At 60.8% G+C, this 21,461-nt stretch carries 23 protein-coding genes and 1 tRNA gene; 14 read left to right on the forward strand and 10 right to left on the reverse strand.

The features are described 5' to 3' along the window. Positions 1-161: 161 nt before the first annotated feature. The 3 genes from serC (at position 162) to aroA (ending at position 3,948) form a co-directional block, all read left to right on the forward strand. Positions 162-1,247 (forward strand): phosphoserine transaminase, encoded by a 1,086-nt coding sequence (serC, locus tag ACCQ01_RS08635; protein WP_228432836.1) that lies wholly within the window; start codon positions 162-164, stop codon positions 1,245-1,247. A 66-nt stretch (positions 1,248-1,313) separates the two neighbouring features. Continuing rightward, positions 1,314-2,516, forward strand: coding sequence for a prephenate dehydratase (gene pheA, locus ACCQ01_RS08640; RefSeq protein WP_228432835.1), 1,203 nt, complete (start codon positions 1,314-1,316; stop codon positions 2,514-2,516). A gap of 115 nt (positions 2,517-2,631) precedes the next feature. Beyond that, positions 2,632-3,948, forward strand: a complete 1,317-nt coding sequence (gene aroA / locus ACCQ01_RS08645) for a 3-phosphoshikimate 1-carboxyvinyltransferase (protein WP_228432834.1) — start codon at positions 2,632-2,634, stop codon at positions 3,946-3,948. Here aroA and ACCQ01_RS08650 read toward each other — a convergent pair. Together ACCQ01_RS08650 and ACCQ01_RS08655 are read right to left on the reverse strand one after the other, a co-directional pair. Beyond that, the gene (locus ACCQ01_RS08650) at positions 3,932-4,495 is read right to left on the reverse strand and encodes an energy transducer TonB (protein WP_228432833.1); all 564 of its coding nucleotides are present in this window, start codon (positions 4,493-4,495) and stop codon (positions 3,932-3,934) included. The genes aroA and ACCQ01_RS08650 overlap by 17 nt on opposite strands. A 113-nt stretch (positions 4,496-4,608) precedes the next feature. Continuing rightward, entirely contained in the window at positions 4,609-5,265 is a 657-nt protein-coding gene (locus ACCQ01_RS08655; RefSeq protein WP_042598846.1) for an energy transducer TonB, read from the reverse strand. A gap of 109 nt (positions 5,266-5,374) precedes the next feature. On the opposite strand from ACCQ01_RS08655, the gene serS reads away from it, so the two are divergent. The 6 genes from serS to ACCQ01_RS08685 all read left to right on the forward strand — a co-directional run bounded on the left by serS (position 5,375) and on the right by ACCQ01_RS08685 (position 10,542). Further along, a complete protein-coding gene (serS, locus tag ACCQ01_RS08660; RefSeq protein WP_228432832.1) occupies positions 5,375-6,655 on the forward strand; it encodes a serine--tRNA ligase in 1,281 nt (426 codons plus the stop codon). A gap of 277 nt (positions 6,656-6,932) precedes the next feature. Beyond that, the gene (locus tag ACCQ01_RS08665; RefSeq protein ID WP_011036777.1) at positions 6,933-7,952 is read left to right on the forward strand and encodes a LysR family transcriptional regulator; all 1,020 of its coding nucleotides are present in this window, start codon (positions 6,933-6,935) and stop codon (positions 7,950-7,952) included. 174 nt (positions 7,953-8,126) lie between these two features. After that, positions 8,127-8,216 (forward strand) — tRNA-Ser (locus ACCQ01_RS08670). Positions 8,217-8,300: 84 nt separating this feature from the next. Continuing rightward, positions 8,301-9,770, forward strand: coding sequence for a site-specific integrase (locus tag ACCQ01_RS08675; RefSeq protein WP_228432831.1), 1,470 nt, complete (start codon positions 8,301-8,303; stop codon positions 9,768-9,770). A 54-nt stretch (positions 9,771-9,824) separates the two neighbouring features. Then, the gene (locus ACCQ01_RS08680) at positions 9,825-10,199 is read left to right on the forward strand and encodes a type II toxin-antitoxin system RelE/ParE family toxin (RefSeq protein WP_076035963.1); all 375 of its coding nucleotides are present in this window, start codon (positions 9,825-9,827) and stop codon (positions 10,197-10,199) included. A 1-nt stretch (position 10,200) separates the two neighbouring features. Beyond that, the gene (locus ACCQ01_RS08685; RefSeq protein ID WP_076035962.1) at positions 10,201-10,542 is read left to right on the forward strand and encodes a helix-turn-helix domain-containing protein; all 342 of its coding nucleotides are present in this window, start codon (positions 10,201-10,203) and stop codon (positions 10,540-10,542) included. 88 nt (positions 10,543-10,630) lie between these two features. Here the strand turns inward: ACCQ01_RS08685 and ACCQ01_RS08690 are convergent, their stop codons facing one another. The 3 genes from ACCQ01_RS08690 to ACCQ01_RS08700 are packed head-to-tail and all read right to left on the reverse strand — an operon-like array spanning position 10,631 to position 12,099. Then, entirely contained in the window at positions 10,631-10,981 is a 351-nt protein-coding gene (locus tag ACCQ01_RS08690) for a hypothetical protein (protein WP_228432830.1), read from the reverse strand. Continuing rightward, on the reverse strand, positions 10,978-11,292 hold the full coding sequence (locus ACCQ01_RS08695; RefSeq protein WP_221290892.1) for a hypothetical protein: 315 nt from the start codon (positions 11,290-11,292) through the stop codon (positions 10,978-10,980). The genes ACCQ01_RS08690 and ACCQ01_RS08695 overlap by 4 nt, the downstream gene beginning before the upstream one ends. Positions 11,293-11,337: 45 nt before the next feature. Further along, positions 11,338-12,099 carry a hypothetical protein gene (locus tag ACCQ01_RS08700; protein ID WP_221290891.1) on the reverse strand — a complete coding sequence of 254 codons (762 nt, stop codon included), beginning with the start codon at positions 12,097-12,099 and terminating at the stop codon, positions 11,338-11,340. Positions 12,100-12,260: 161 nt separating this feature from the next. Between ACCQ01_RS08700 and ACCQ01_RS08705 the strand changes: the two genes are divergently transcribed. From ACCQ01_RS08705 to ACCQ01_RS08715, 3 genes are all read left to right on the forward strand, one after another. Continuing rightward, entirely contained in the window at positions 12,261-12,539 is a 279-nt protein-coding gene (locus ACCQ01_RS08705; protein ID WP_052309057.1) for a helix-turn-helix domain-containing protein, read from the forward strand. 99 nt (positions 12,540-12,638) lie between these two features. After that, positions 12,639-13,730: a nucleoid-associated protein gene (locus ACCQ01_RS08710; RefSeq protein ID WP_043890308.1), complete on the forward strand. Its 1,092-nt coding sequence runs from the start codon at positions 12,639-12,641 to the stop codon at positions 13,728-13,730. 9 nt (positions 13,731-13,739) lie between these two features. Further along, entirely contained in the window at positions 13,740-15,017 is a 1,278-nt protein-coding gene (locus tag ACCQ01_RS08715) for a hypothetical protein (RefSeq protein WP_012437556.1), read from the forward strand. On the opposite strand, the gene ACCQ01_RS08720 is transcribed toward ACCQ01_RS08715, so the two are convergent. The 3 genes from ACCQ01_RS08720 to ACCQ01_RS08730 form a co-directional block, all read right to left on the reverse strand. Next, positions 15,010-15,525 (reverse strand): hypothetical protein, encoded by a 516-nt coding sequence (locus ACCQ01_RS08720; protein WP_221290890.1) that lies wholly within the window; start codon positions 15,523-15,525, stop codon positions 15,010-15,012. The two genes, ACCQ01_RS08715 and ACCQ01_RS08720, sit on opposite strands and share 8 nt — an antisense overlap. 9 nt (positions 15,526-15,534) lie before the next feature. Further along, entirely contained in the window at positions 15,535-16,143 is a 609-nt protein-coding gene (locus ACCQ01_RS08725; RefSeq protein WP_221290889.1) for a hypothetical protein, read from the reverse strand. A 115-nt stretch (positions 16,144-16,258) separates the two neighbouring features. Next, a complete protein-coding gene (locus ACCQ01_RS08730) occupies positions 16,259-17,632 on the reverse strand; it encodes a site-specific integrase (RefSeq protein WP_372358864.1) in 1,374 nt (457 codons plus the stop codon). Between ACCQ01_RS08730 and ACCQ01_RS08735 the strand changes: the two genes are divergently transcribed. Continuing rightward, positions 17,543-18,645 (forward strand): IS3 family transposase gene (locus tag ACCQ01_RS08735; RefSeq protein WP_503257891.1). Its coding sequence is split into 2 segments (ribosomal slippage): positions 17,543-17,801 and positions 17,801-18,645, totalling 1,104 coding nucleotides; the frame shifts between segments, so codons are not numbered across the junction. The genes ACCQ01_RS08730 and ACCQ01_RS08735 overlap by 90 nt on opposite strands. Before the next feature lie 80 nt (positions 18,646-18,725). Here the strand turns inward: ACCQ01_RS08735 and ACCQ01_RS08740 are convergent. Next, complete coding sequence (locus ACCQ01_RS08740; protein WP_116670933.1) at positions 18,726-19,076, reverse strand: HNH endonuclease; 351 nt, start codon at positions 19,074-19,076, stop codon at positions 18,726-18,728. 185 nt (positions 19,077-19,261) lie between these two features. After that, positions 19,262-19,588 carry a conjugal transfer protein TraD gene (locus ACCQ01_RS08745; protein ID WP_116670932.1) on the reverse strand — a complete coding sequence of 109 codons (327 nt, stop codon included), beginning with the start codon at positions 19,586-19,588 and terminating at the stop codon, positions 19,262-19,264. Positions 19,589-19,846: 258 nt separating this feature from the next. Between ACCQ01_RS08745 and mobQ the strand changes: the two genes are divergently transcribed. Next, positions 19,847-21,439, forward strand: coding sequence for a MobQ family relaxase (gene mobQ, locus ACCQ01_RS08750; RefSeq protein ID WP_228432545.1), 1,593 nt, complete (start codon positions 19,847-19,849; stop codon positions 21,437-21,439). The last annotated feature ends 22 nt before the right edge of the window (positions 21,440-21,461 follow it).

A 21,461-nucleotide genomic window follows, 5' to 3' on the forward strand; every position in this document is an offset into this window, starting at 1 on the left:
AGTGGCTGCAAGGTGAGACTAACGGACCAGCACGAAAGTTCTGCTCCAGGTCTCCAGACTACGCGGCGCAGGGTCAAAAGGATGCAGGTGCAACCGTTTGTCGGCGCTGCCAACGCGGATGCGCTGCGGCATACTAAGAGGCTAGCTCGACAAGGTGTGCCATGACACGCGCGTTCAATTTCAGTGCCGGCCCTGCGACATTGCCGGAATCGGTCCTGCGGCAAGCGCAGGAAGAGATGGTCGAGTGGAACGGCGTCGGTGCCTCGATCGTGGAAATCAGCCACCGCAGCGCCGACTTCATGGCGGTGGCCGCCGCCGCCGAGGCGGACTTGCGCACGCTGTTGTCGATTCCCGACGACTACGCGGTGCTGTTCACCTCCGGTGGCGCGACCACCATCCAGGCGCTGTTGCCGCTGAATTTCGCCGCGCCCGGCCAGGCGGTTGACTACGTGGTCAGTGGCCACTGGGGCAAGACCGCGATCAAGCAGGCCACGCCGTATGTGGACGTGCGCGTGGCCGCCGATGGCCAGCCCGGCGGTTATGTCGACATTCCGCCGGTCGCGAGCTGGACGCTGTCGCCGCACGCCGCGTACGTGCACATCACTGCCAACGAAACCATTCACGGGGTCGAGTTCCGCGACACGCCGGACGTGGGCACCTTGCCGCTGTTCGCCGACTTCAGTTCGTCGATCGCCTCCGAGCCGCTGGACATCAGGCGCTATGGCCTGCTCTATGCCGGGGCGCAGAAGAATCTGGGCCCGGTCGGTATTTCGGTGGTGATCGTGCGCCGGGAATTGCTCGAGCGTGCCGGCCAACCGCGTGCAGACATCTTCAATTACGCCTCGCACGTGGCGCGCGATTCGATGCTCAACACACCGCCCACCTGGAACTGGTATCTGCTCGGGCTCACCGTCAAATGGATGCTCGATCAGGGTGGGGTGGCCGCATTCGCGCAGCGCAATGCCGAAAAGGCCGCGTTGGTGTACGGCGCAATCGATGGCTCCGGTGGCTTCTATCGCAACCAGGTGATGCCGACAGTGCGTTCGCGCATGAACATCCCGTTTTTTCTGGGCGATGAGCAGCTCGATGCGTTGTTCGTCAGCGAATCCAAGGCGGCCGGCTTGCTCGCGCTGAAGGGGCACAAGGCCGTGGGCGGGATCCGCGCTTCGCTGTACAACGCCATGCCGGTGGCCGGTGCGCAGGCACTGGTGGCCTTCATGCACGATTTCCAGCAGCGCCACGGCTGAGTCCCCCACAACCGCGGCGATGCCGCGCTGGCGCAGTGCGCCGTTTTATTGAAGGAAAGCCCCCCGATGGCTCCCAAGCCCAAGAACACCAACGCCGCTGGCGGCACCGCCAAGTCGGCTACCAAGGCCAGCAGCAAGAAAGCCACCAAGTTAGCTGGCAAGGACAGCGCCAGGCCACTGGCAACCGCTGCCCCAGTGCTGGCCGATGTACGCGCCAAGATCGACGAGATCGACCGTGGCATCCAGGCGTTGATTGCCGAGCGCGCCAACTTCGCGCACCAGGTCGGCAAGGCCAAGGGCAAGCTGGCAGCGGCGGTGGATTACTACCGCCCCGAGCGCGAAGCGCAGGTGCTGCGCATGGTGGTGGACCGCAACGAAGGACCACTCAGCGATGAAGTGCTGGTGCATGTGTTCCGCGAAATCATGTCTGCGTGCCTTGCGCAGCAGGAGCCGCTGAAGATCGGGTATCTCGGCCCGGAAGGCACCTTCAGCCAGCAGGCGGTGCTCAAGCATTTCGGCCGCTCGGCGGTGGGTCTGCCGATGGCGACCATCGAAGAAGTGTTTCAGGAAGTGGAAGCCGGCAACGCCGATTTCGGCGTAGTGCCAGTAGAAAATTCCGGCCAGGGCACGATCCAGGTCACCCTGGATATGTTCCTCACCTCCAACCTCAAGATCTGTGGCGAAGTCGAGTTGCGTGTGCATCAGTACTTGCTCTCGCGCAACGGGCGCCTGGAAGACATCGAACGCATCTACGCGCATTCGCAGTCGTTTGCGCAGACCGCCGGCTGGCTGCGTTCGCACTTGCCCGAGGTGGAAAAGATTGCGGTCTCCAGCAATGCCGAAGGCGCGCGCCGTGCGCGTAATGCCGAGGACGCGGCGGCCATCGGTGGCGAAAGCGCCGCACACGTGTATGGCTTGAAGAAAGTCATCATGAAATCGATCGAGGACGACGACGACAACACCACGCGCTTTCTGGTGATCGGCCGGCAGATTTTTCCATCGTCCGGGCATGACCGGACCTCGGTGCTGGTGTTCATCCACGACAAGCCGGGCGCGTTGTTCGATGTACTCAGCCCGTTCGCGCGGCATGGCATCAGCATGAACCGCATCGAATCGCGGCCGTCGCACCAGGCCAAGTGGGAATACGGCTTCTTTATCGACCTGGCCGGCCATGTGGAGGACGAGTCGATGAAACAGGCACTGGCCGAACTGGAAGCGCATTCGGCACAGATCAAGGTGCTGGGCTCGTATCCGGTCGCCATTCCCTGAGCAGCGCATCGGCTGCGGCGCCGCGTCGGCCCTGACGCGGCGCCTGTCTCTACACCGCCTTCCTTCACACGCGCATTGCTGACTGCAGCGATGCCGTCGCAATCGGATCATTCGCATGAGCAACAGCACGCAACACTGGATCGCACAGCGCGGCACCGCGCTGCAGGGCAGCCTGACCATTCCCGGCGACAAGTCGGTTTCGCACCGCGCGGTGATGTTCGCCGCACTGGCGGATGGCACCTCGAAGATCGACGGCTTTCTGGAGGGCGAAGACACGCGCTCCACCGCGGCGATCTTTGCCCAGCTGGGCGTGCGCATTGAAACGCCGTCGGCGTCGCAGCGCATCGTGCATGGCGTCGGTGTGGACGGCCTGCAGCCGCCGCAGGGGCCGCTGGATTGTGGCAACGCCGGTACCGGTATGCGCTTGCTGGCCGGCGTGCTCGCGGCGCAGCGGTTCGACAGCGTGCTGGTGGGCGATGCGTCGTTGTCCAAGCGGCCCATGCGCCGCGTCACCGGCCCGCTGGCGCAGATGGGTGCACGTATCGAAACCGAATCGGATGGCACGCCGCCGCTGCGTGTCCATGGCGGCCAGCCGCTGCAAGGCATTACGTTTGCCTCGCCGGTGGCTAGTGCACAGGTCAAATCGGCCGTGCTGCTGGCCGGGCTGTACGCAGCGGGTGAGACCTCGGTGAGCGAGCCGCATCCTACGCGCGATTACACCGAACGCATGCTCTCCGCATTCGGCGTGGACATCGCGTTTTCTCCTGGCCAGGCGCGTCTGCGTGGCGGCCAGCGGCTGCGTGCGACCGATATCGCGGTGCCGGCAGATTTTTCATCGGCGGCGTTTTTCATCGTAGCCGCCAGCATCATTCCCGGCTCGGACGTGACTTTGCGTGCGGTAGGTCTGAATCCGCGGCGCACCGGCCTGTTGGCCGCACTACGGCTGATGGGCGCCGATATCGTGGAAGACAATCATGCCGAACATGGCGGTGAGCCGGTGGCGGACCTGCGCGTGCGGTACGCACCGCTGCAGGGCGCGCAGATTCCCGAAGCGCTGGTGCCGGACATGATCGATGAGTTCCCGGCGCTGTTCGTCGCCGCAGCTGCGGCGCGCGGCGACACGGTCGTCAGTGGTGCGGCGGAATTGCGCGTCAAGGAATCCGATCGTCTTGCCGCGATGGCCAAGGGCCTGCGCGCGCTCGGCATTGTGGTGGACGAAACCCCGGATGGTGCCACCATTCACGGCGGCACGCTGGGCAGCGGCGTCATCGAGAGCTATGGCGATCACCGCATTGCAATGGCGTTTGCCATCGCAGGCCAGCTGTCCACCGGGACGGTGCAGGTCAACGACGTGGCCAACGTGGCCACCTCGTTCCCAGGCTTCGACAGCCTGGCGCAGGGCGCCGGGTTCGGGCTCAGCGCGCGTCCGTAAACTCCACCGGCACCTGCACGCTGCTGACGACCGCATGGCCGTCACGCAGCGCAGGTTCGAAGCGCCACTGACGCAGCGTTTCCACCACGGCTTCGTCCAGGCGCGGATCCGGGCTGCCCTGGCGCTCCACGATGGTCACCACGCTGACGCGGCCCTGCACGTCCAACTGCAGCCGCGCGATGCGGCTGCCGGCGCTGCCGTCCTGCAGAGCCTGCGAGGGATAGCTCGGCATTGCGTTGCCGGGCAGCGGTTGCGGCTCCTGGCTGCTGATCGGCGGGCGCACCGGTAGATGCGGGATCATCATTGCCTCACGCGGCGCATCGGACGCAGGCAGGACCTGACGCGCCATCGGCGCTGGAGCATCAGTTGCCAGCGATTCGTCGCTATGCCGCGCCCACCACCAAGTGGGAATGACCACCAGCACGGCAAGCACGGTCGCCCACAACCAGGGCGAGGCATCGTCTCTGTCGTGATCATGCACGCGGCGGCCTGCGTCGCGCGGCAGGGGTGTGGCGTGGTGGGATGAAGACTGTGAGGTGAAGGACATGGCCAACCTCCGGGCGCATCTTTGGGATGACACCCACAGTCTGGTCGGCCTTGCCTGAGGCGCAGCTAAGGCGGCGCCTTCACATCCCGGTCGGCGACCGGGCGAGGTTCAGCTTACTGAGCGGGCTTGAACTCGAACGGGATATCGATACTGCCAGCCACCGGCTGGCCGCCGCGCTGGGCCGGGTGGAAGCGCCAGCGACGCACCGCTTCCATCGCGGCGCGGTCCAGATCGCGCGAGCCACTGCGCTGCACCAGCGCCACGCCGCCCGGGTTGCCGGCGGCATCCACGTCAACCCGCACCACCACATCGCCCGCATCGCCACGGCGCAGCGCCGCTGCGGGATAGCGTGGCGGCGGCATCTGGCCCTGCATCGGCACCGGCCGATCACCGCCTGCAACGGGCGCGGCGCTGGTCGGGGCGCCAGGTGCACCGGGTACTGCGTCTTCGGGAAGCGGGGCCGGTGCGGGCGGCGCAGGCGGGGTGGTTTCCACCAGGGTGGGGGCGTCTTCGGGCGGCTTGGCCTGCGGCATCTCGATGGAGCCATCCTGGGCCGGTAACGGCGCCGGCAGCGGCTGGATGGTGTCGGCGGGTGCGCCAGCGGTTGGTTGTGCGGGCGAGGCCTTGTAGAAGTCGTCCTTGCGCCCGGTGGCCCAGACCAGCAGGAACAGCAGCAGGCCCGCGACGAACGCGATACCGGCAATTTTCAGGGTGTGGCGGGGCAGACGCAGAACGATGTGGCGATCGGACGCAGGGCGGGGCGCGGGCATAGGGCTCACCTGAAGGATCAGGCCGATTCTGGCATAGCATCGGTGAATCGATCGCAGCGACTGTCGGAACAGGCGATAATCCCCGGCTCCCACCAAAAACGATCCTCCGATGCTAGATCCGGCCCTGCTTCGCCAACATCCCGCCGACCTTGCCGAGCGCCTGCGCAGCACGCGCGGCTTCGACTTGAACACTGCGGAACTGGAGTCGCTGGAGAGCGAGCGCAAGCGGATCCAGGTGCGCACGCAGGAGCTGCAGAGCCTGCGCAATTCCAAGTCGAAGGCAATCGGCCAGGCCAAGGCCAAGGGCGAAGACGTGGCGGCGTTGATGGCCGAAGTGGCAGGCTTTGGCGATGAGCTCAAGGCATCGGAAGACACACTGGATGTCATCCGCGCGCAGCTGGAAGGCATTGCACTGGGCATTCCCAACTTGCCGGCTGCCGATGTGCCCGCGGGCAAGGACGAGAGTGAGAACGTCGAGCAGGCGCGCTGGGGCACGCCGCGGCAGTTCGATTTCGCGGTCAAGGATCATGTTGAACTCGGCGCGCCGCACGGCTGGCTGGACGGCGAAACCGCAGCCAAGTTGTCCGGCGCGCGCTTCACCGTGCTGCGTGGCCCAATCGCCCGCCTGCACCGTGCGCTGGCGCAGTTCATGCTCGACCTGCATGTGGGCGAGCATGGCTACGAAGAAACCAACGTGCCGCTGCTGGTCAACGCCGATTCGATGCGTGGCACCGGTCAGCTGCCCAAGTTCGAAGACGATCTGTTCCAGACTGAAGTGGGCGATTCGAAGCGCTATCTGATTCCCACCTCCGAAGTGCCGCTGACCAATATCGTGCGCGATGCCATCGTCGATGCCGAGCGCCTGCCGCTACGCATGACCGCCCATTCGATGTGCTTCCGCGCCGAAGCGGGCAGCGGTGGCCGCGACACCCGCGGCATGATCCGCCAGCACCAGTTCGAGAAAGTGGAACTGGTCACCGCGTGCAGCCCGGAAGACAGCGAGGCCGAACACCAGCGCATGACGCGCTGCGCCGAAGTGGTGCTGGAAAAACTGGGCCTGCCGTATCGCAAGGTGCTGCTGTGCACCGGCGACATGGGGTTTTCGGCGATCAAGACCTACGACCTGGAAGTGTGGCTGCCCTCGCAGGCGACTTATCGCGAGATCTCTTCGTGCTCCAACTGTGGTGATTTCCAGGCGCGGCGCATGCAGGCACGCTGGCGCAATCCGGCCAGCGGCAAGCCGGAACTGCTGCACACGCTCAACGGCTCCGGCACCGCCGTGGGCCGCGCAATGATCGCAGTGATGGAGAACTACCAGAACGCCGATGGCTCGATCGATGTGCCGGACGCACTGCGCCCGTACATGGGTGGGCTGGAGCGGATTGGCTGAGCGTCATTGGACTGCTGCGCAGCCGTTTGGCTGCAGGGTCGTGAGCGCATTAGATAGCTGGTAGTCACGCGGCTGCCGCAGCGTTCGGCCGGCCCAAGCGGGCGCTAGCGATGCATGAGCAACGAAGTTCGACGCAGTGACCCAAAAGTGTTCGTAACCCAACGGGGCCGGTGACGGCCCCGTTGGCGTTTGAGGCAGGTGGCGCAAGGCGTGACGCCGGACACGTTCGTTGCTCGATTGGGATAAAGGTGGTTAAATATCGCGCATCGTTCTATCCATGGATACCTGCGCCATGCACGACCTGAATGACCTGTATTACTTCGCGATGGTGGTGGACCACGGCGGCTTTGCGGCTGCCGAGCGCGCGCTGGGGATTCCCAAATCGCGTCTGAGCCGCCGCATCAGTCAACTCGAAACCGACCTGGGCGTGCGCCTGTTGCAGCGCTCCACGCGCCGTTTCGCGGTGACCGACGTCGGCACCAGCGTGCACCGGCATGCGCAAACCATGCTGGCTGAGGCGCAGGCCGCGCGCGAGGTGGTCGACCGCCTCAGCGCCGAGCCACGCGGCCTGGTGCGCGTGAGCGTGCCGGTGTCGCTGGCACAGATCCAGTTACCGAAACTGCTGCCGCAATTCCTCGGTAAATACCCGAAGGTGCGGCTGCAGCTCAACATCAGCAATCGCCGCGTCGATGTCATCAACGAGGGCTACGACGTCGCCTTGCGCGTGCGTTCGCGGCTGGATGACGACGGCAGCCTGGTGATGCGCAGCTTTGGTCAGGTGCAGGAGTTGCTGGTTGCCAGCCCCAAGTACCTGGACCGCGCCGGACGTCCGAAAGACCCGGGTGAGCTGGCCAACCACACCACCATGAGCACCAGCGAGGACGAAGCGCACCAGCGCTGGGAACTGCACGGCCCCAACGGCGAGATGCGCCGCGTTGACCTGCAGCCGCGACTGGCCGGCTTCGACTTCCCGTTGCTGCAATCGATGGCGCGCGACGGCTTCGGCATCACCATGCTGCCGGAGACGGTGTGCGCCGAAGCGGTGCGCAATGGCGAACTGGAAGTGGTGCTGCCGCATTGGTCGCTGCCGCAAGGCATCTGCCACGCCGTGTTCGCCTCGCGCCGCGGCCTGCTGCCGGCCGTGCGTGTGTTTATCGACTTCCTGGCCGAACACCTGCCTCAGGAAATCGAGCGCTCGCGCCTGGATTGCGGCGGCAACTGCGCTGAGCTGGCGGAAAAGCTCAAGCGCGCCACCGCCGCAGCGGCCCCGCGCCTGGTGGTGGCCGAAGCCGGCTGAGCCAACGCCGACGCGTGGGCAAACCGGCCCGGGCATGCGAGAATGCGCGCCCGGGAGTGATCCCGGCGGTGGCAGCCCCAAGCAGTTTGGCGGTCACCACCTCAGCGCCACCTGCACTGCATGGTGGCGCTCGTGCGAGCGACCAAGGCCGTTGGCGCACGCACCAGCAGCATCGGAGAGATGGCCGAGCGGTTTAAGGCACCGGTCTTGAAAACCGGCGAAGGGTCAAACCTTCCGTGGGTTCGAATCCCACTCTCTCCGCCAGTCACTTCCAAGGCATTGATTTTTAACATAAAAATCTGAATTGGTTTGATTGGAAGGCAGGAAGCATGCAGAGGAAACACTCGCATGCGCATCCCTCATCATCTGAGCCGTTCTCCGACCGGTCGTTGGTCGTTTGTCCAACGTGTTCCCATAGATTTGCAAACCGTGATGGGCTGCCGGCTTATCAAACGCACCTTGCAAACGAAGGACTTGGCGCAAGCGCATGTGCGTGCGGTGGTCCTTGGGGCGGGCTATGCTCGGCTCTTCGCACAGTTGAAGGATCAACGCGTGGCCAAGCTCAACAAGTCGGACGCCGACCTCCTAATCGCTCGCCTGACGAGCGCCGAGAACCTCCAAGAACTGACGCTCAACCGCACCCGCCAGCCGGATGGGACGTTGACGGAGCAGTGGCAGATCGACAGTCCGAAGGACTTGAAGCTCTATCGGCAGCTCATGGAGCTGGAAGCGATGGCCGGCGCTGCCTTGCAGGCTCGGGCAGTTCCGGTTGCCGCGCCAACCATATTTGGCTCACCGCATGCGGGCCCGAGTAGGCAGGCCTCTGCGCCGGCCATCGAAACGGTGACGCTGGGCAAAGCCCGTGACGCGTTCCTGGCGACCCTCAAGGGCTCGACTCTGCCCAAGACCTACACCATCAAGAAGACCGCCATCGAGGCGCTGGTGACGTTCTTGGGGCCTGCGGTGAAGGTCCATGCCATCACTCGTTCGGACTTGGCCCGCTGGTATCAGGACATGCGCGAGAAGGGCGCTTCGACCCCGACCCTCACGAACAAGCAGAGCTACATCGGCGGCAAGGGCGGGTTCTTCGAATGGGCCATGGCGTCGGGCCATTACCCGAAAGGCGACAACCCTGCGTCCGGCCATGTGAGCTACTCCCAGCGCGAGAAGCAGGCTCGGAAGAAGCTGGGCTTTAAGGCGTATGACCGCGCCCAGATAAAGGCGCTGTTTGCACCTGATGCGCTGGCCGAGCTGTCAGAGTCGGCTCGCTGGGCATCGCTCCTTGGTCTTTACACTGGGGCGAGGGCGTCAGAGGTCGGCCAGTTGCTTATCAAGGACGTGTTTGAGGAGGACGGTATTCCGTGCCTCCGCATCTCAGACGAGGGCGAGCACCAAAAAGTCAAAACCGATGTCAGCCTTAGGACGGTGCCGCTCCATCCTGAGCTGCTCAATATCGGCTTCTTGGATTGGGTCGATGGCAAGCGCAGGGTCGGCGAAACGAGGCTGTTCCCGGCTGCCAAGGCTACAGCGGTCAATGGGCAAGGGAACTGGATCACCAAGGCTTTCAGTCGGCATCTGGCCGAGGTTGGGAAGGCCTGGGAGCCAGCAAAAAGAGGGTTCCACTCGCTCAGGAAGACCTTTATTCAGGAGTTGCAGGGGGCTGGGGTCGTGTCGGAGTTGCGCGCGCAGATCGTTGGCCATGAGCTCGATGACGAGCATCACTCAACCTATAGTCGAGAATTCAATGTTCGGGAAAAGCTCAGCGGCCTAGGAAAGCATTCGCCCGGACTAGCAAAGGTAAGCTTCGACAATCTCTAGCGTCTTCGGTCACCCCGACGGAACACACTTGACAGATGTATCAATAGGTATACAATGGCGACTGTGCTCAGAAGCAGGAAGCGTAAAAGCGCGAAAGACCTTAGCTGGATGGGCTCTTCAAGGGAAGACTTGATTCGTTTGTTCCCGGAAGAAATCCGAAAAGAAGCTGGTAAAGAGTTGCGGTCTGTACAGTTTGGTGAGGAACCTAAGGATGCCGATGGTCTCTCGAGCGCTGTCGGGCATGGCGCTTTCGAAATACGGTTCAGAGACAAGGATGGATGGTATCGAGTCATCTTGGTTACAAAGTTCGAGAAATCGATATATGTACTGCATGCTTTCAAGAAAAAAACGAATCAGACATCAGATAGTGATATCCAGATAGCCAAGTCCCGATACGCAGCAGCGAAGAAAGACGCAGGAGTTAAATAAGATGGCCAATAATGTTAATGATCATGGTGTCGCCCATGTAACGAAAGCTTCCGGCAATATCTTCACTGATTTGGGCTTCTCCGAGGCTAGTGCAACTGCCTTGCTAGCCGAGGCGGATGCCGAGATCGCTCAGCGTCAAGCTTTGCGAGAGACGCTAGCCGGTGCGTTGATATCTTGGATCGATGATGAGAAGTTGCGCCAGGAAGATGCTGCAGCTATTTTGAAGATATCCCGACCGAGGGTGTCTGACATCTATCGAAAGAAGGTCGAAAAATTCAGCGTTGACACCTTAATAGCACTCGCTGGTCGGGCGGGGATGAAGGTGCAGCTCAAAGTGGCTTAAGACTATTGGATTTTGCTGCGCGTTTTTTACGAAAAAGGGCTCCTTGTAAGGAGCCCTTTTGCTATTAAGATGTTGGGTGCCGTCGGGATCAGGAAGAAACCGGATAGCCAGCCAGCTTCGCATATACGACAAACAGGAACATCGGCAGCCCGCTCAGCAGGCCAAACACCCAGAAAGCGCCGATCAGGGTGAGGATTGTCATGGCCCACCACTGCCACCAAGCGAAACCGTTGTCCCGCGCCTGAGCCGCACGGGCCTCTGCCGGGTAGAGGCGAGCCGCCTTCCGGTTTCCGCGTTGGGCCATCACTGGCCCAACGAGAAATCCAAAAGGTCCCAGGAGAAGCAATGCTCCCGAATACCACCAAAAGAACCGGTCCAGTGGCGTCATGAGCTTGCGCCGGGCGGGCACCGGCTGGTCAAGTAGGGGAGGCGCGCTCATTTGGCGTAGGCCCTCCACGTGCCGTCCGCTTTGGCATAGCGCAAGTTCTTGTTGACGGGCACGGGGACCTGCCGACCTGCAATCTGCAGGAGCACCTGGCCGTGGGTATCGCACCTGTAGCCGTCGGCGCCTTCCGCTTCCACGCAGCCCGAAAGCTCGAAGTTTTGAATGTCCGTGACCTGGCCGGCGCCGCTCTGCTGGAGCAGGGTGACCAGCGCCTGCTTGGCGTTGTCGTTCGACGGCTTGCCGCTGCAGGAAGTCAGGCCCAGGGCCATGGTCAACGCGACCAGGCCAATCCTTGCGTGTTTCATGTCTGTCCTTTGAGAGCGAGAAGGAGTGGGGAGGAGGAGGCGGGGTTACTTGTCGCGGTTGCCGTCGGGCTTGAACCCGGCGATCCACATGCGGCTGTCCTTGAATGGCGTCAGCATCCCCGAGGGACCCGGGTGCAGGTTGGCCGTTTGGAGGAATCCCGAGACCCAGGCGACGCGCAGTGCGACATCGACGGCGCGGTCAGCGACGCCAGGGCGGCTTACGTTGACCACAAAAGGCTGAGTCGGTGGGTTGGGACCTGTGGACCGCTGTGCGCCCGTGTTGGGCTTGCCGGGCGGCACTCGAATGCCGCTCAACGTGTCCCGGCCCTTCCAGAGCGCAGCGCTGTTGAGCTCCGCCGTCTCACCCAGGTCGTCGGTCTCGGTCACTGCGGCATCGAAGCAGGTGCGGAAGGTCTCCGTGGTCGAGGCCGTGGGGCTGGTCCAAATGCGAGCTTCAGCCGTCCAGCAGGGCAGGGATGCACCCCACTCGGTAAAGGTCAACGCAACTCGGGGCCAGTCCAACTTCCCGAGCTGGGCCTGCTGGTGGTTGTCTGCCTTGAAGAGGTTGGGCAGCTTTCCTGCACCGCTGATGGGCGTGTAGATCGAGCCAGTTCCCTGGCTGCCGGCCTTGCTGCTGGCGTTCGGCTTGATGCCGACCATCTGCTTGCCCGTGTCGGCCAACCCCTTTCCGAGTTGACGGAAAAAGCCAGACTTCTGCTCCGGCACATCCTGGGCGTGGGTGGTGAACGGCGAGAAGAGCGTCAACGCCAGGAGCGCTGCGAACGCTCCTTGTCCTGAAAGTTCCATATGGCCTCTGATGGGTGCGATTCTATCTGCCATATTGGCAGATAAGTGCGTTAGGATGCTACTCGGTGCAGACTTGGAGCTCAGCCATCAGTTAGATCTCCATGCCCGCATCCCTGCCCACAAGTTCCGTCTTTGGTCGTCGCCTCCGTGCGGCCAGGCGCGTGGCAGGCCTGTCGCAAGTCGAACTGGGAGCGCTGCTGGGGATGAACGAGAAATCTGCCTCGTCACGACTCTCCCGCTACGAGCGGGGGGAGAGGGAGCCCGACCACGAGACGCTGGCGGCTTTGAGCAATGCCCTGGGTGTGCCCCCGGCATATTTCCATGCAAGCTCGGACGTGTTGGCTGAGGTCATTTTGCTGGTCGCCCGCTTGCCAGCAGATCGACAAATGGCGGTCCTGGAACTAATCAAAGGACACCTGGCGAACAGCACCGCTTCTTAGCGATCGTCGCTGAAGCGAGCACGAGCTTGGGGGCTGTCGGGGCCAGATAGAGGTGGGTGCTACCATCGTTGCCTGAGCCGAATGGGGGACAACGAAGCTATGGATAGACTGATTTTCGCGGTGATTCATTCTCTAGAAAAAGAAGCTCATTCCAATATTTCACAAGTCAGGCGTGCGCCTGGACCTTTGGACGTTTCACTCATCCAAGTGCAGTCGCTGGGGCAGCAACTGTCGCGTCTCGTCGGGCGAGACGGGAGCACCGTATTCTGGGGTCAATTCGGAACGAACAACCGAGAGGGTCAGTTCCCAAGCGCAGTAGAAAACTTGACCGCCAGTTCTGACCTAGCAACGTTTATGACGCTGACCGAGGTCGCAATGGCCGAACTTGTAGCCGCTGCGGGTAAGGAGCTTTTGTCGACTGGTGGCTATGTGTTTTTTATGGTTTACGAGGTCAACGCAACGCCGTTCCTGCTTGTCGCGATGATCAAAGAGCGCGGTGCGTTGAGCTTGTCGGTGGATATGGTCCCCACTGACATCCAGGAGCTGGACTTATCGAAGTTGCATCAAGCTGCACGTATCAATCTTACAAGGTATGAGCAGGCATTGAACGTGGGCTCTGCGGATGTCGATGCTGACGAGGAAGAGAGGACCTATCTCTGCTTCGTTAACAAAGGTGCACGCAATGAAGTAGCCAAGTATTTCATTGATGCGCTGGGGTGTGAAAAGGGTGTTTCATCCAACCGAGCTACCAAGTCAGCAATCGACGCTGTTAGGAAATTTGTCTCTTCAAAAAAAGAGATCAAGCCTCAGGCCCGTAAGGTGAGAAGAGCGGTTATCGATCATATGGCAGCTCTGCCGCAGGGGGCTGTAATAACGGTCGGAACCCTGGTTGCAGTGGTCCGTGTAGCGCTGGGAGACGAGTTGGTTGAGCACGTTGAGGGATTGAGTGAATACCTGAACGGCGAGGAGGCCCAAGTTCCAGAGTCTTTTGTGGTCAGTGCTCAATATCTCAAGTCCGTTACTCGGATAACGGCGCAAGCGGAGGGATGGCGTCTGTCGTTCGAAGACACGGAAATCAGCGAAACCGAGGGTCCTTTGATCTACAACCGTGCGGACAAGTCACTTCGAATCCGACGCCTCCCGGATGAGACAGCAAAGAAGATCGAGGCAGCTCTGGATCAGCGTGGCTAAGGACCAATCGTGTTCGAGAATGTAGTTCGCCTATACCGTGCCGCTGGGAGGCCTCCTGTAGAGGAGGGAACATTTTCCTATGACGGGCAGGTGTCTGCCGTTGCGGGCGAGATCCAAGAATGCCTGCGGATGGACAGAAAATTCGGGCACTTCGAAGATGGACCCGATGAAAACGGTGGGGAAATTTCATTCACATGGAAGCTGCCTGCGAATGAGTTCGGCAGGTTCTATTCCGACGTTTATGACTTCGTTGATGGGTCGGAGCTTCTAAGCTTAGGTGGTGTTCCTAGCAACTACTACCTTATCCAAGAAGACATCTTTGGGGAGGCTGAAGAGCCGACCCCTGAGTTGGCCGCTGCTTTGCATCTGGGAAGGTTGATTGGTGGCTTGCTCAAGCTCTCCTTGAACACGGTCTCTTTGACGGCTAGCACCAAGAAGCTCCTATTTGTTCTTCCAGCGACGGGCGACACCGGGCCAAAAACGTTCGAGATTGACACCAGGATAACTCGCCCCTGCCTACAGGCTCCCAAGCCCGATATCTCAATTTTGGAGGCGCTTTTTTCCGATGAAGAAGGCAGGCTGCACATCAATGAACATAGGCAGTTGTTCCGGGTAGCACTCACAAGCATTCTGGCGAAGAGGCACGCCGATGCTCTCGAGCCAGTATTCCAATACCTGGTCTACTCATGGTCTGACGTTGTCATGGCCTATGAACTCAACGCCGAGTGTTACGTCCAAAAGTTTTCCTTTGAGAAGCTTCGTGGGGATGTGGCGCGAATTGAGCTTGATTACGCAACCCGGATGGCTGCGGTGCTTGGAGAAAGCTCCGGGAAGATGCTGGCGCTTCCCTTGTCGATTGGTGGCTTGGCTGCAGTGTGGTTAGCGGGGGACGTATGGAGCGCCTCTGGCCTTTGCTTAGGCATGTTGTTGGTTTCGCTCCTGCTAAGCGGCATCCTCCACAACCAGCGCCTTGCTTCAAAGAGAGTTGAGGCGGGATTCAATCTCTCAATCTCGGACGTCCAAAGCTCATCTAGTAAACATCCCGCTGCACTGCAAACAGCGATCAATAGTGCAAAGGCAGGCTTCGCTCAGCAATTGGCATTTTTGCGGAAGGTCCATTTGGTCATCCATCCCCTAGCATGGTTGCCAACGCTCATTGCATTGGGGATGGTGATCTTAAAATTTGGTTCCAAGTCGTGGCCAAGTATTGTTCTGGTCGTCTTTGTATCCGTGAGCGCAGTCGCCTTCTTTAAGTCGCCCGCAGTAAAGAAAGAACTAACTAGGTAGTAAAGTGCTCTACTCCTTCTTTGACGGTCTCAAGTATTGCCTTCAATCCGGGGAAGAGCTCGGCAAGGATTGCAATCAAGCTTGTGAAAACTATTCTTAAGGTCCCTAGCCCATATTTTGATTGAGTTTTTACGCTTGAAAGATTTCGTTGCTCGCGGTTATTTCGAGAGTTTCGCTCATTGTTTTCTATCTCCCGTCTTTGCTCTTTGTTATTCTTCCATTTTTCCCAGGCGGCGACAATTTCTTTAAGAAAACTATGAGTTTCGCGGACTTCGGCTTTGAGTAGACTGACAGCAGTCTTGCTGTCAGTGTCTCGCTCTGCAATAGCGTTAAGGTGGTCTTCTATCCGCTCTATCCCACCTTCAGATTGGATTGCTTCGAATGCTTCCCCCTGCCAGCGGTGAAGACCTTTCAAGCTTTTTCTCGTAGGGTCATAGTCAGTGAGTAAGCCACAAATTTCATGCGCAGCGTCGAGAGAACCCAAAAGATCACTTCTGAAGGCTGTCATTTTTTATCCTCATGCAACAGTTAGCGAATAGCCGGTCCACATCGAGCCGGTCACGATGAGCGAGCCGCCTTCCGGAACCTCCGTCTCGGTCAAGCTTAGTTCTTCCCTCACCAGACGCATCCCCTTATAGATGAACTGGGAGACGACGGCTACATACATGCTGGTGCGGAGGTCCTCCAAGAATAGGCCCCCTGGCCAGATGACCTGCGCTTCATAGATCGCATCGCCACCACGGTAGATCGTGGTTTCAGCACCAATGCTGAAGTTATTGATGACACGAACTTCGTTGAGGACTAGATCGTCGGGGCTATGGTTGATCACAGCGCCATTCGCGCGGCGATCCTGCGAAACCACGCCGTCGATCGAAAACGAAGCCGAGGTCTCCGAAAAGCTCACCGGCCTGGTCGACGTGTCCAGATTGCTCGGGTTCGTGGGATCGTTGGAGTAGCGCGCCTGCACACTGAATTCTGACGGGATGTCCACAGTCGAGCTGCCGCCCGGCGGCGGTGCAACGACTTGCCAAGCAATGGTTGCAAGCGTGGGGTTCCTGATTGGCTTCTGGTATAACGCCAGGCGAACGGTCTCGTCGGTCTGGTTGATCAGGGTGATGTTCGACATGCATCAAACTCCTTTTGGTCGCAGGGATAAATCCTATGTTGACCATTAGTGCAAAACGAATTGGGTAGCACAAGCTGGGATTCCGTCCTTCTGCGACCTACTTCGCTTTTCTACATCACGGATAGAACTTACTCGGGTCTGCCAAGCTCTCCTTAAACTGCCCACGCTCATACTTGGGCAGCTCAACCGGCGGCTTGTATTTCGCCAGAATCCTGATCTGCGTTGCCCGGGCGAGCTTTGGCTTCTTGTGGAAATACGCGTCGTGCAAGACGGGGACGTTCTTCCGCAGCGAATGGCCGGTAATGAGGGCGATGTCTTGGTCGGACACGTTCTTGTGGTGAAGCTCTGTGGCAAGCGTGTGGCGGAAGGCATGAGCGCCGATGCCCTTTCCGAAGCCCAAGGTCTTCATGTAGCTGCTGAACTGGTTCACCGCGCCTTGGCTGTAGCGCGCATTGGTCTCACCCGTTTCCCGGTTCACGCCCGCAGACAGATGCGGAAAGAGTCTGGGATGGCCAGTAGCCTTGATGTCCTCAATGAAATCCAGGAAACCAGCATCCAGCAATGGTTTGGGGATGGGCAGGGTGCGAACTGCTGCTTTGCCTCTTAGGCTTTGACGGCTCCTGTCTCGATCCTTATGCCTGAGATCGGCGTCGACCGTTTTTTGAATGCGGATGCACCACACCTTGGCCTCCTCAACGATGTCAGCCACCTTCAGCTGAGCGAGCTCGTTGATGCGCGCCCCCGTGTAGAGCGAGATCATGGGCAGCCACCACCGGTGGGGATACTTCTTGGCCCAAGCTGGGAACGTCTTGGGTGAAAAGATGCGCTGAAGCTCTTCCTCGTCGAACAAGCGCTCGGGCTTGCTCGTGTCTACGACCAAGTCCTTCTTGATTTCAGCGAAAGCATCCATGGGCGTCATCGGAATCGCTTTGGCTTTCACCAGCTTGCCGAAGAAAGAAACCAGGAATCGTCGGTGCTTCTCAAGCGTGGCCGGAGCCGGGGGCGCCACGCCGAGTTCCTTGCCAAGGGCGACGGCTTGTTCGAACGTGTAAGCCTGATATTTGGGATCGGACAGCAGAAGCGGGGGTGCCCAACGCATCAGGTCCCACAGCCTGTAGATGTGAGCATGGTCGATGCGCGAGACAGGAATGTCACCACAGGCAATCCGCAGCAACTTCAACGTGCGGGCCGTGGCGTCGATGGTCTCCTTGGCCAGGCAGCAACGGTCGCGGTGCCCGAGGTAATCCGAGATCTCGACCGAGAGCAAGCGCGCTGGCGAGCCGAGGGGCAGGGGCTCGGGGTAGAGCGTTCGGTTCTTGCTGAGGCGCACCCGACGTCCCCCCAATTTTGAGTAGTGCCTCAGTTTGGAGTCCAATTCCCTACCCCGAGGAGATTGGACGTGAAGAAGCGTTTTTCCGAAGAACAGATCATCGGCTTCCTGCGCGAAGCCGAAAGCGGCGTCGCCATCAAGGACCTGTGCCGGCGGCATGGCTTCAGCGAGGCCTCGTACTACCTGTGGCGCAGCAAGTTCGGTGGGATGAGCGTGCCCGATGCCAAGCGGCTCAAGGACCTCGAGTCCGAGAACGCGCGGCTGAAGAAGTTGCTGGCCGAGCAGCTGTTCGAGAACGACCTGATCAAGGATGCGCTGCGAAAAAAGTGGTGAGCGCACCGGCGCGTCGGACGCTGGTGCGCGAGTGGATCGGGCGTGGTGCCAGCGAGCGTTGTGCGTTGGCAGTGATCGGTATGAGCGCCAGTGCACTGCGCTATTGCCCGCGCGAAGATCGCAATGGCGAGCTGCGCGAACGCATCTGTGCGTTGGCACATCGCCATCGCCGCTATGGCGTGGGGATGATCTATCTCAAATTGCGGCAAGAAGGACGCATCGTGAACTACAAGCGTGTGGAACGGTTGTACCGCGAGCAGCAGCTGCAAGTGCGCCGCCGCAAGCGCAAGAAGGTCCCAATAGGCGAGCGTCAACCGCTGCTGCGGCCAGCGCAGGCCAACCAGGTGTGGTCGATGGACTTCGTGTTCGACCGCACCGCCGAAGGGCGGGTGATCAAGTGTCTGGTGATCGTGGACGATGCAACCCACGAAGCGATCGCCATCGAGGTGGAGCGCGCAATCTCGGGCCATGGCGTGACACGCGTGCTGGATCGGCTGGCGCACAGTCGCGGCTTGCCACAGGTGATCCGCACAGATAACGGCAAGGAGTTTTGCGGCAAAGCGATGGTGGCCTGGGCACATGCGCGTGGCGTGCAGTTACGGCTGATCCAGCCTGGCAAGCCAAACCAGAACGCCTACGTCGAATCGTTCAATGGCCGGCTGCGCGACGAATGCCTCAACGAGCACTGGTTCCCAACCCTGCTGCATGCGCGTACCGAGATCGAACGCTGGCGACGCGAATACAACGAGGAGCGACCCAAGAAGGCCATTGGCGGCATGACGCCATCTGCGTATGCCCAACAGCTGGCCAACACCGATATCATCAACCCCGGACTCTAAACCCGGCCGCTACTCAGAGCGGGGGGACGTCGGGGAGCAGGCAGTCAGCAGCAATACGGCACTGGGAAGCAGGCGACGACTCAACATCCGATGTGAGTTCCAGTTGGAGGCGTGGGCCACCATCTTCCCATTGCAAGTCGCTTTCGAACCAGCTGTTTGAACAAGTCAGGAGATGGTGCAGGCCCTTGCCGCTTGTGGCGTCCTTGATTGCAGCGTGTGTGCGCGGCCACCACGTTCTCGGGCACATCCAAGCCGCCGTCTTGTTGAGCAATCAGGTGTTCGGCCGTGCACTGGTAAAGACGTGCAGAGCGAGGACGTAAGCCCAGTTCGCTGGGTGAGGATAGCCACATCGGCCGGTCGCAGTAGTAGCAACGGCCGGACTGTGCGTGGAAGGCATTGGTGCGAAGAGATTTGAGGCGCTTGTTGCTCATAGAGGGCTCCGGAATCAAAGGACGATTCCCGTGCCTCCTAGGGGAGAACCTCGGGCACCCGGAGCCTAGAGGCCATGCGGGCACAACACCGGGGGGATGCCCCCACTGGCAGGCACTTTGTAGCTCAACTTTTGGACGGCCGCAAGTTATCCCTCTCGAGCAAGCGCGAGTATTGAAAATCCGGATCAATGGGTTCGTTGACCTTTGTCAGCGCTGGTGATCGCCATCCGCAGCTCTCCTAGCGAGCAGGCGTGGTTCCGGTTTTCCTGGTCATTGCGATTTGCCACATGGGCCAATAGAGCTCCCACCAGCTCAGCATCCTCAAGCGATTCCGCGCCTGCGAGGAATACGAGCTCAGCGATCCGCATGCGTCGCTTCGCCTCGTCGCGGCGCTGCGTTTCCTTGGCCTTTGCCGCCTTGCGTTGACTGGCTAAAAGCTCCTTTGCTTGAAGTTGAGCCAGTCGTTCCGCGGCGCGTTGAATTTGATCGTGATAGTGGTTGGTGGTCGTCATGCGTTACTCCGGTAGTCCTGCCTTGAGTGAACCAAGAATAATCATCCCGTCAAGTTTGCAGTAGCTCCGAATTTTGGCTGCTGCGAAAATCGAAAAGATCTGAAAAGCAAGAGCTTTTAAGAACAAGCAAGAGCGCACTGATGCAATGTCTTCGACATAGCGCGCGCAAAGGGCTCCGCCCCTTGGACCCCAAGCGCGGTGCGCTTGCGAAAATCAAAAGCCACGGCATAAAGAGAGCAAACTCATCCGGAGCTCTCCATGGCCATCTACCACTCTCGCGTCAAAGTTTTTAGTCGTTCCCGCGGCGACTCTGCCGTTGCTGCAGCCGCCTACCGGGCCGGCCTGCTACTCATCGACCACCTCACCGGTCAGCGTCACGATTACCGCCGTCGCGCTGGAGTGGTGATGTCCGAGTGCCTCGCCCCCCAGGATGCCCCAGCATGGGCCCTTTCCCCCGCAGAGCTCTGGCCACAGGCCGAGGCCGCGGAAAACCGCAAGAACTCGGTGGTCGCCCGTGAGTTCGAGGTGGCCTTGCCCCACGAGCTCAGCGACGAGCAGCGGTCCGACCTCGCCATTGCCATTGGACAGGCCCTGGTCGCCCGCTACGGGTTTGCCGTCCAGGCCAGCATCCACTCCCCAGGTTCCCGCGACGGTTTGAACCACCACGTCCATTTGCTGGCCACCACGCGGCGGTTGACCAGCGACGGCTTTGCCGAGAAGACGCGGGAGTTGGATGGCGGCGCGTCTGGGAAGATCGAGATCGAGTGGATCCGCCACACCATTGCATCCACCATCAACGAGCACTTGGCCGCTGCGGGAATCGATGCGCGGGTCGACCACCGTCGCCTGGAAGTCCAGGCCGAAGATGCTCTGGCTCGCGGGGACTGGGCCGAAGCGATGGTGCTCTCCCGCCAGCCCACAAAGCACGTGGGCAAGACCGCCACCGCACTGGCCCGCAAAGGCGTGATGACCGACCGTGCCGCCGAGAACGCGCGCATCGTTCGAGAGAACGAGGAAGCGTTCGAACAGTTGCTTGCGCGAGCCGAGCAGGAGGGCAGGGCAACTCTGGGCTCCGCTGGTCATAGCCACGACCAGGCACAGCGCGATCGTCGACGCAGGGTTGGCTCCCCAAAAGACCTTCCGTCCTCTGTCCCGGGGTTGGAAATCCAAGGGCTCAGAGGCATGCGCCTCTCCGATGCGTTGGGTCGGCCTGCGGAAGATACCCAGGTGCGGCCGCCCCGCCCCATCAGTGAGCTGGTCACCGAGGCGGCTCGTGACCTAGCTGAGATCCTCTCGACCCGGTCTGACCTCGCCTTGGCTTCCACCCAGCGACTGGTGCGGCAATGCACAGCGCATATAGCAACACTCGGCGACAGCGTTGATTTGCGCAGATGGCTCAACGGTCTGGTCGAACGACTCGGCCGTCTGAAACGGAGCGTGCTCAAGTTCGCCCAGCGGTGCAGGGCCGTGGGGCGTGCCGAGAAGCTCTTCCACCTGGCTGAGCAGGCATGGGAGCAGTTCAACGGCGACCATCCCCGTCCCGACGGCGAGTGGTCCTCTCAAGAATGGGAAACGCGACGAGGACGGCGGTTGGCCGTGCTGGAAAAACGAACAGCCGAACTGGCGACAGCCAGGGCAGCGGTCTCCGAGCAGCATTGGAATGACTACGAGAATGAAATTGAGCTCCGCACAGCTGAGGTGGAGCAGTGGAGCGAGAAAGTTCTTGCGAGTCCTGAGCTCGACATCGCGAGCGGGTCTGTCGAGTTGGTCAAGGCCGCTTCTGCTGCACCCAAGCCCTCCCCGATGCCGATGCCAGCGCCGCAACCAACACGCCGTCGGCCACGCCCCTGATGGATGTCAAAAGCCCCGCATC

The sequence above is a fragment of the Xanthomonas sp. NCPPB 4037 genome (assembly GCF_041475695.2).
Taxonomy (GTDB): Bacteria; Pseudomonadota; Gammaproteobacteria; order Xanthomonadales; family Xanthomonadaceae; genus Xanthomonas; species Xanthomonas campestris.

What these genes read in the sequence shown, in the direction of transcription:
- ACCQ01_RS08745 (WP_116670932.1), bottom strand. Translation starts at nt 19,588, where the DNA reads ATGACGACCACCAACCACTATCACGATCAAATTCAACGCGCCGCGGAA.
- pheA (WP_228432835.1), top strand. Translation starts at nt 1,314, where the DNA reads ATGGCTCCCAAGCCCAAGAACACCAACGCCGCTGGCGGCACCGCCAAG.
- ACCQ01_RS08685 (WP_076035962.1), top strand. Translation starts at nt 10,201, where the DNA reads ATGGCCAATAATGTTAATGATCATGGTGTCGCCCATGTAACGAAAGCT.
- serC (WP_228432836.1), top strand. Translation starts at nt 162, where the DNA reads ATGACACGCGCGTTCAATTTCAGTGCCGGCCCTGCGACATTGCCGGAA.
- ACCQ01_RS08740 (WP_116670933.1), bottom strand. Translation starts at nt 19,076, where the DNA reads ATGAGCAACAAGCGCCTCAAATCTCTTCGCACCAATGCCTTCCACGCA.
- ACCQ01_RS08710 (WP_043890308.1), top strand. Translation starts at nt 12,639, where the DNA reads ATGGATAGACTGATTTTCGCGGTGATTCATTCTCTAGAAAAAGAAGCT.
- ACCQ01_RS08675 (WP_228432831.1), top strand. Translation starts at nt 8,301, where the DNA reads ATGCGCATCCCTCATCATCTGAGCCGTTCTCCGACCGGTCGTTGGTCG.
- ACCQ01_RS08655 (WP_042598846.1), bottom strand. Translation starts at nt 5,265, where the DNA reads ATGCCCGCGCCCCGCCCTGCGTCCGATCGCCACATCGTTCTGCGTCTG.
- ACCQ01_RS08665 (WP_011036777.1), top strand. Translation starts at nt 6,933, where the DNA reads ATGGATACCTGCGCCATGCACGACCTGAATGACCTGTATTACTTCGCG.
- ACCQ01_RS08695 (WP_221290892.1), bottom strand. Translation starts at nt 11,292, where the DNA reads ATGAAACACGCAAGGATTGGCCTGGTCGCGTTGACCATGGCCCTGGGC.
- serS (WP_228432832.1), top strand. Translation starts at nt 5,375, where the DNA reads ATGCTAGATCCGGCCCTGCTTCGCCAACATCCCGCCGACCTTGCCGAG.
- ACCQ01_RS08725 (WP_221290889.1), bottom strand. Translation starts at nt 16,143, where the DNA reads ATGTCGAACATCACCCTGATCAACCAGACCGACGAGACCGTTCGCCTG.
- ACCQ01_RS08700 (WP_221290891.1), bottom strand. Translation starts at nt 12,099, where the DNA reads ATGGAACTTTCAGGACAAGGAGCGTTCGCAGCGCTCCTGGCGTTGACG.
- ACCQ01_RS08680 (WP_076035963.1), top strand. Translation starts at nt 9,825, where the DNA reads ATGGCGACTGTGCTCAGAAGCAGGAAGCGTAAAAGCGCGAAAGACCTT.
- ACCQ01_RS08650 (WP_228432833.1), bottom strand. Translation starts at nt 4,495, where the DNA reads ATGTCCTTCACCTCACAGTCTTCATCCCACCACGCCACACCCCTGCCG.
- aroA (WP_228432834.1), top strand. Translation starts at nt 2,632, where the DNA reads ATGAGCAACAGCACGCAACACTGGATCGCACAGCGCGGCACCGCGCTG.
- ACCQ01_RS08690 (WP_228432830.1), bottom strand. Translation starts at nt 10,981, where the DNA reads ATGAGCGCGCCTCCCCTACTTGACCAGCCGGTGCCCGCCCGGCGCAAG.
- ACCQ01_RS08720 (WP_221290890.1), bottom strand. Translation starts at nt 15,525, where the DNA reads ATGACAGCCTTCAGAAGTGATCTTTTGGGTTCTCTCGACGCTGCGCAT.
- ACCQ01_RS08730 (WP_372358864.1), bottom strand. Translation starts at nt 17,632, where the DNA reads ATGCCGCCGGCACAGGTCCTTGATGGCGACGCCGCTTTCGGCTTCGCG.
- mobQ (WP_228432545.1), top strand. Translation starts at nt 19,847, where the DNA reads ATGGCCATCTACCACTCTCGCGTCAAAGTTTTTAGTCGTTCCCGCGGC.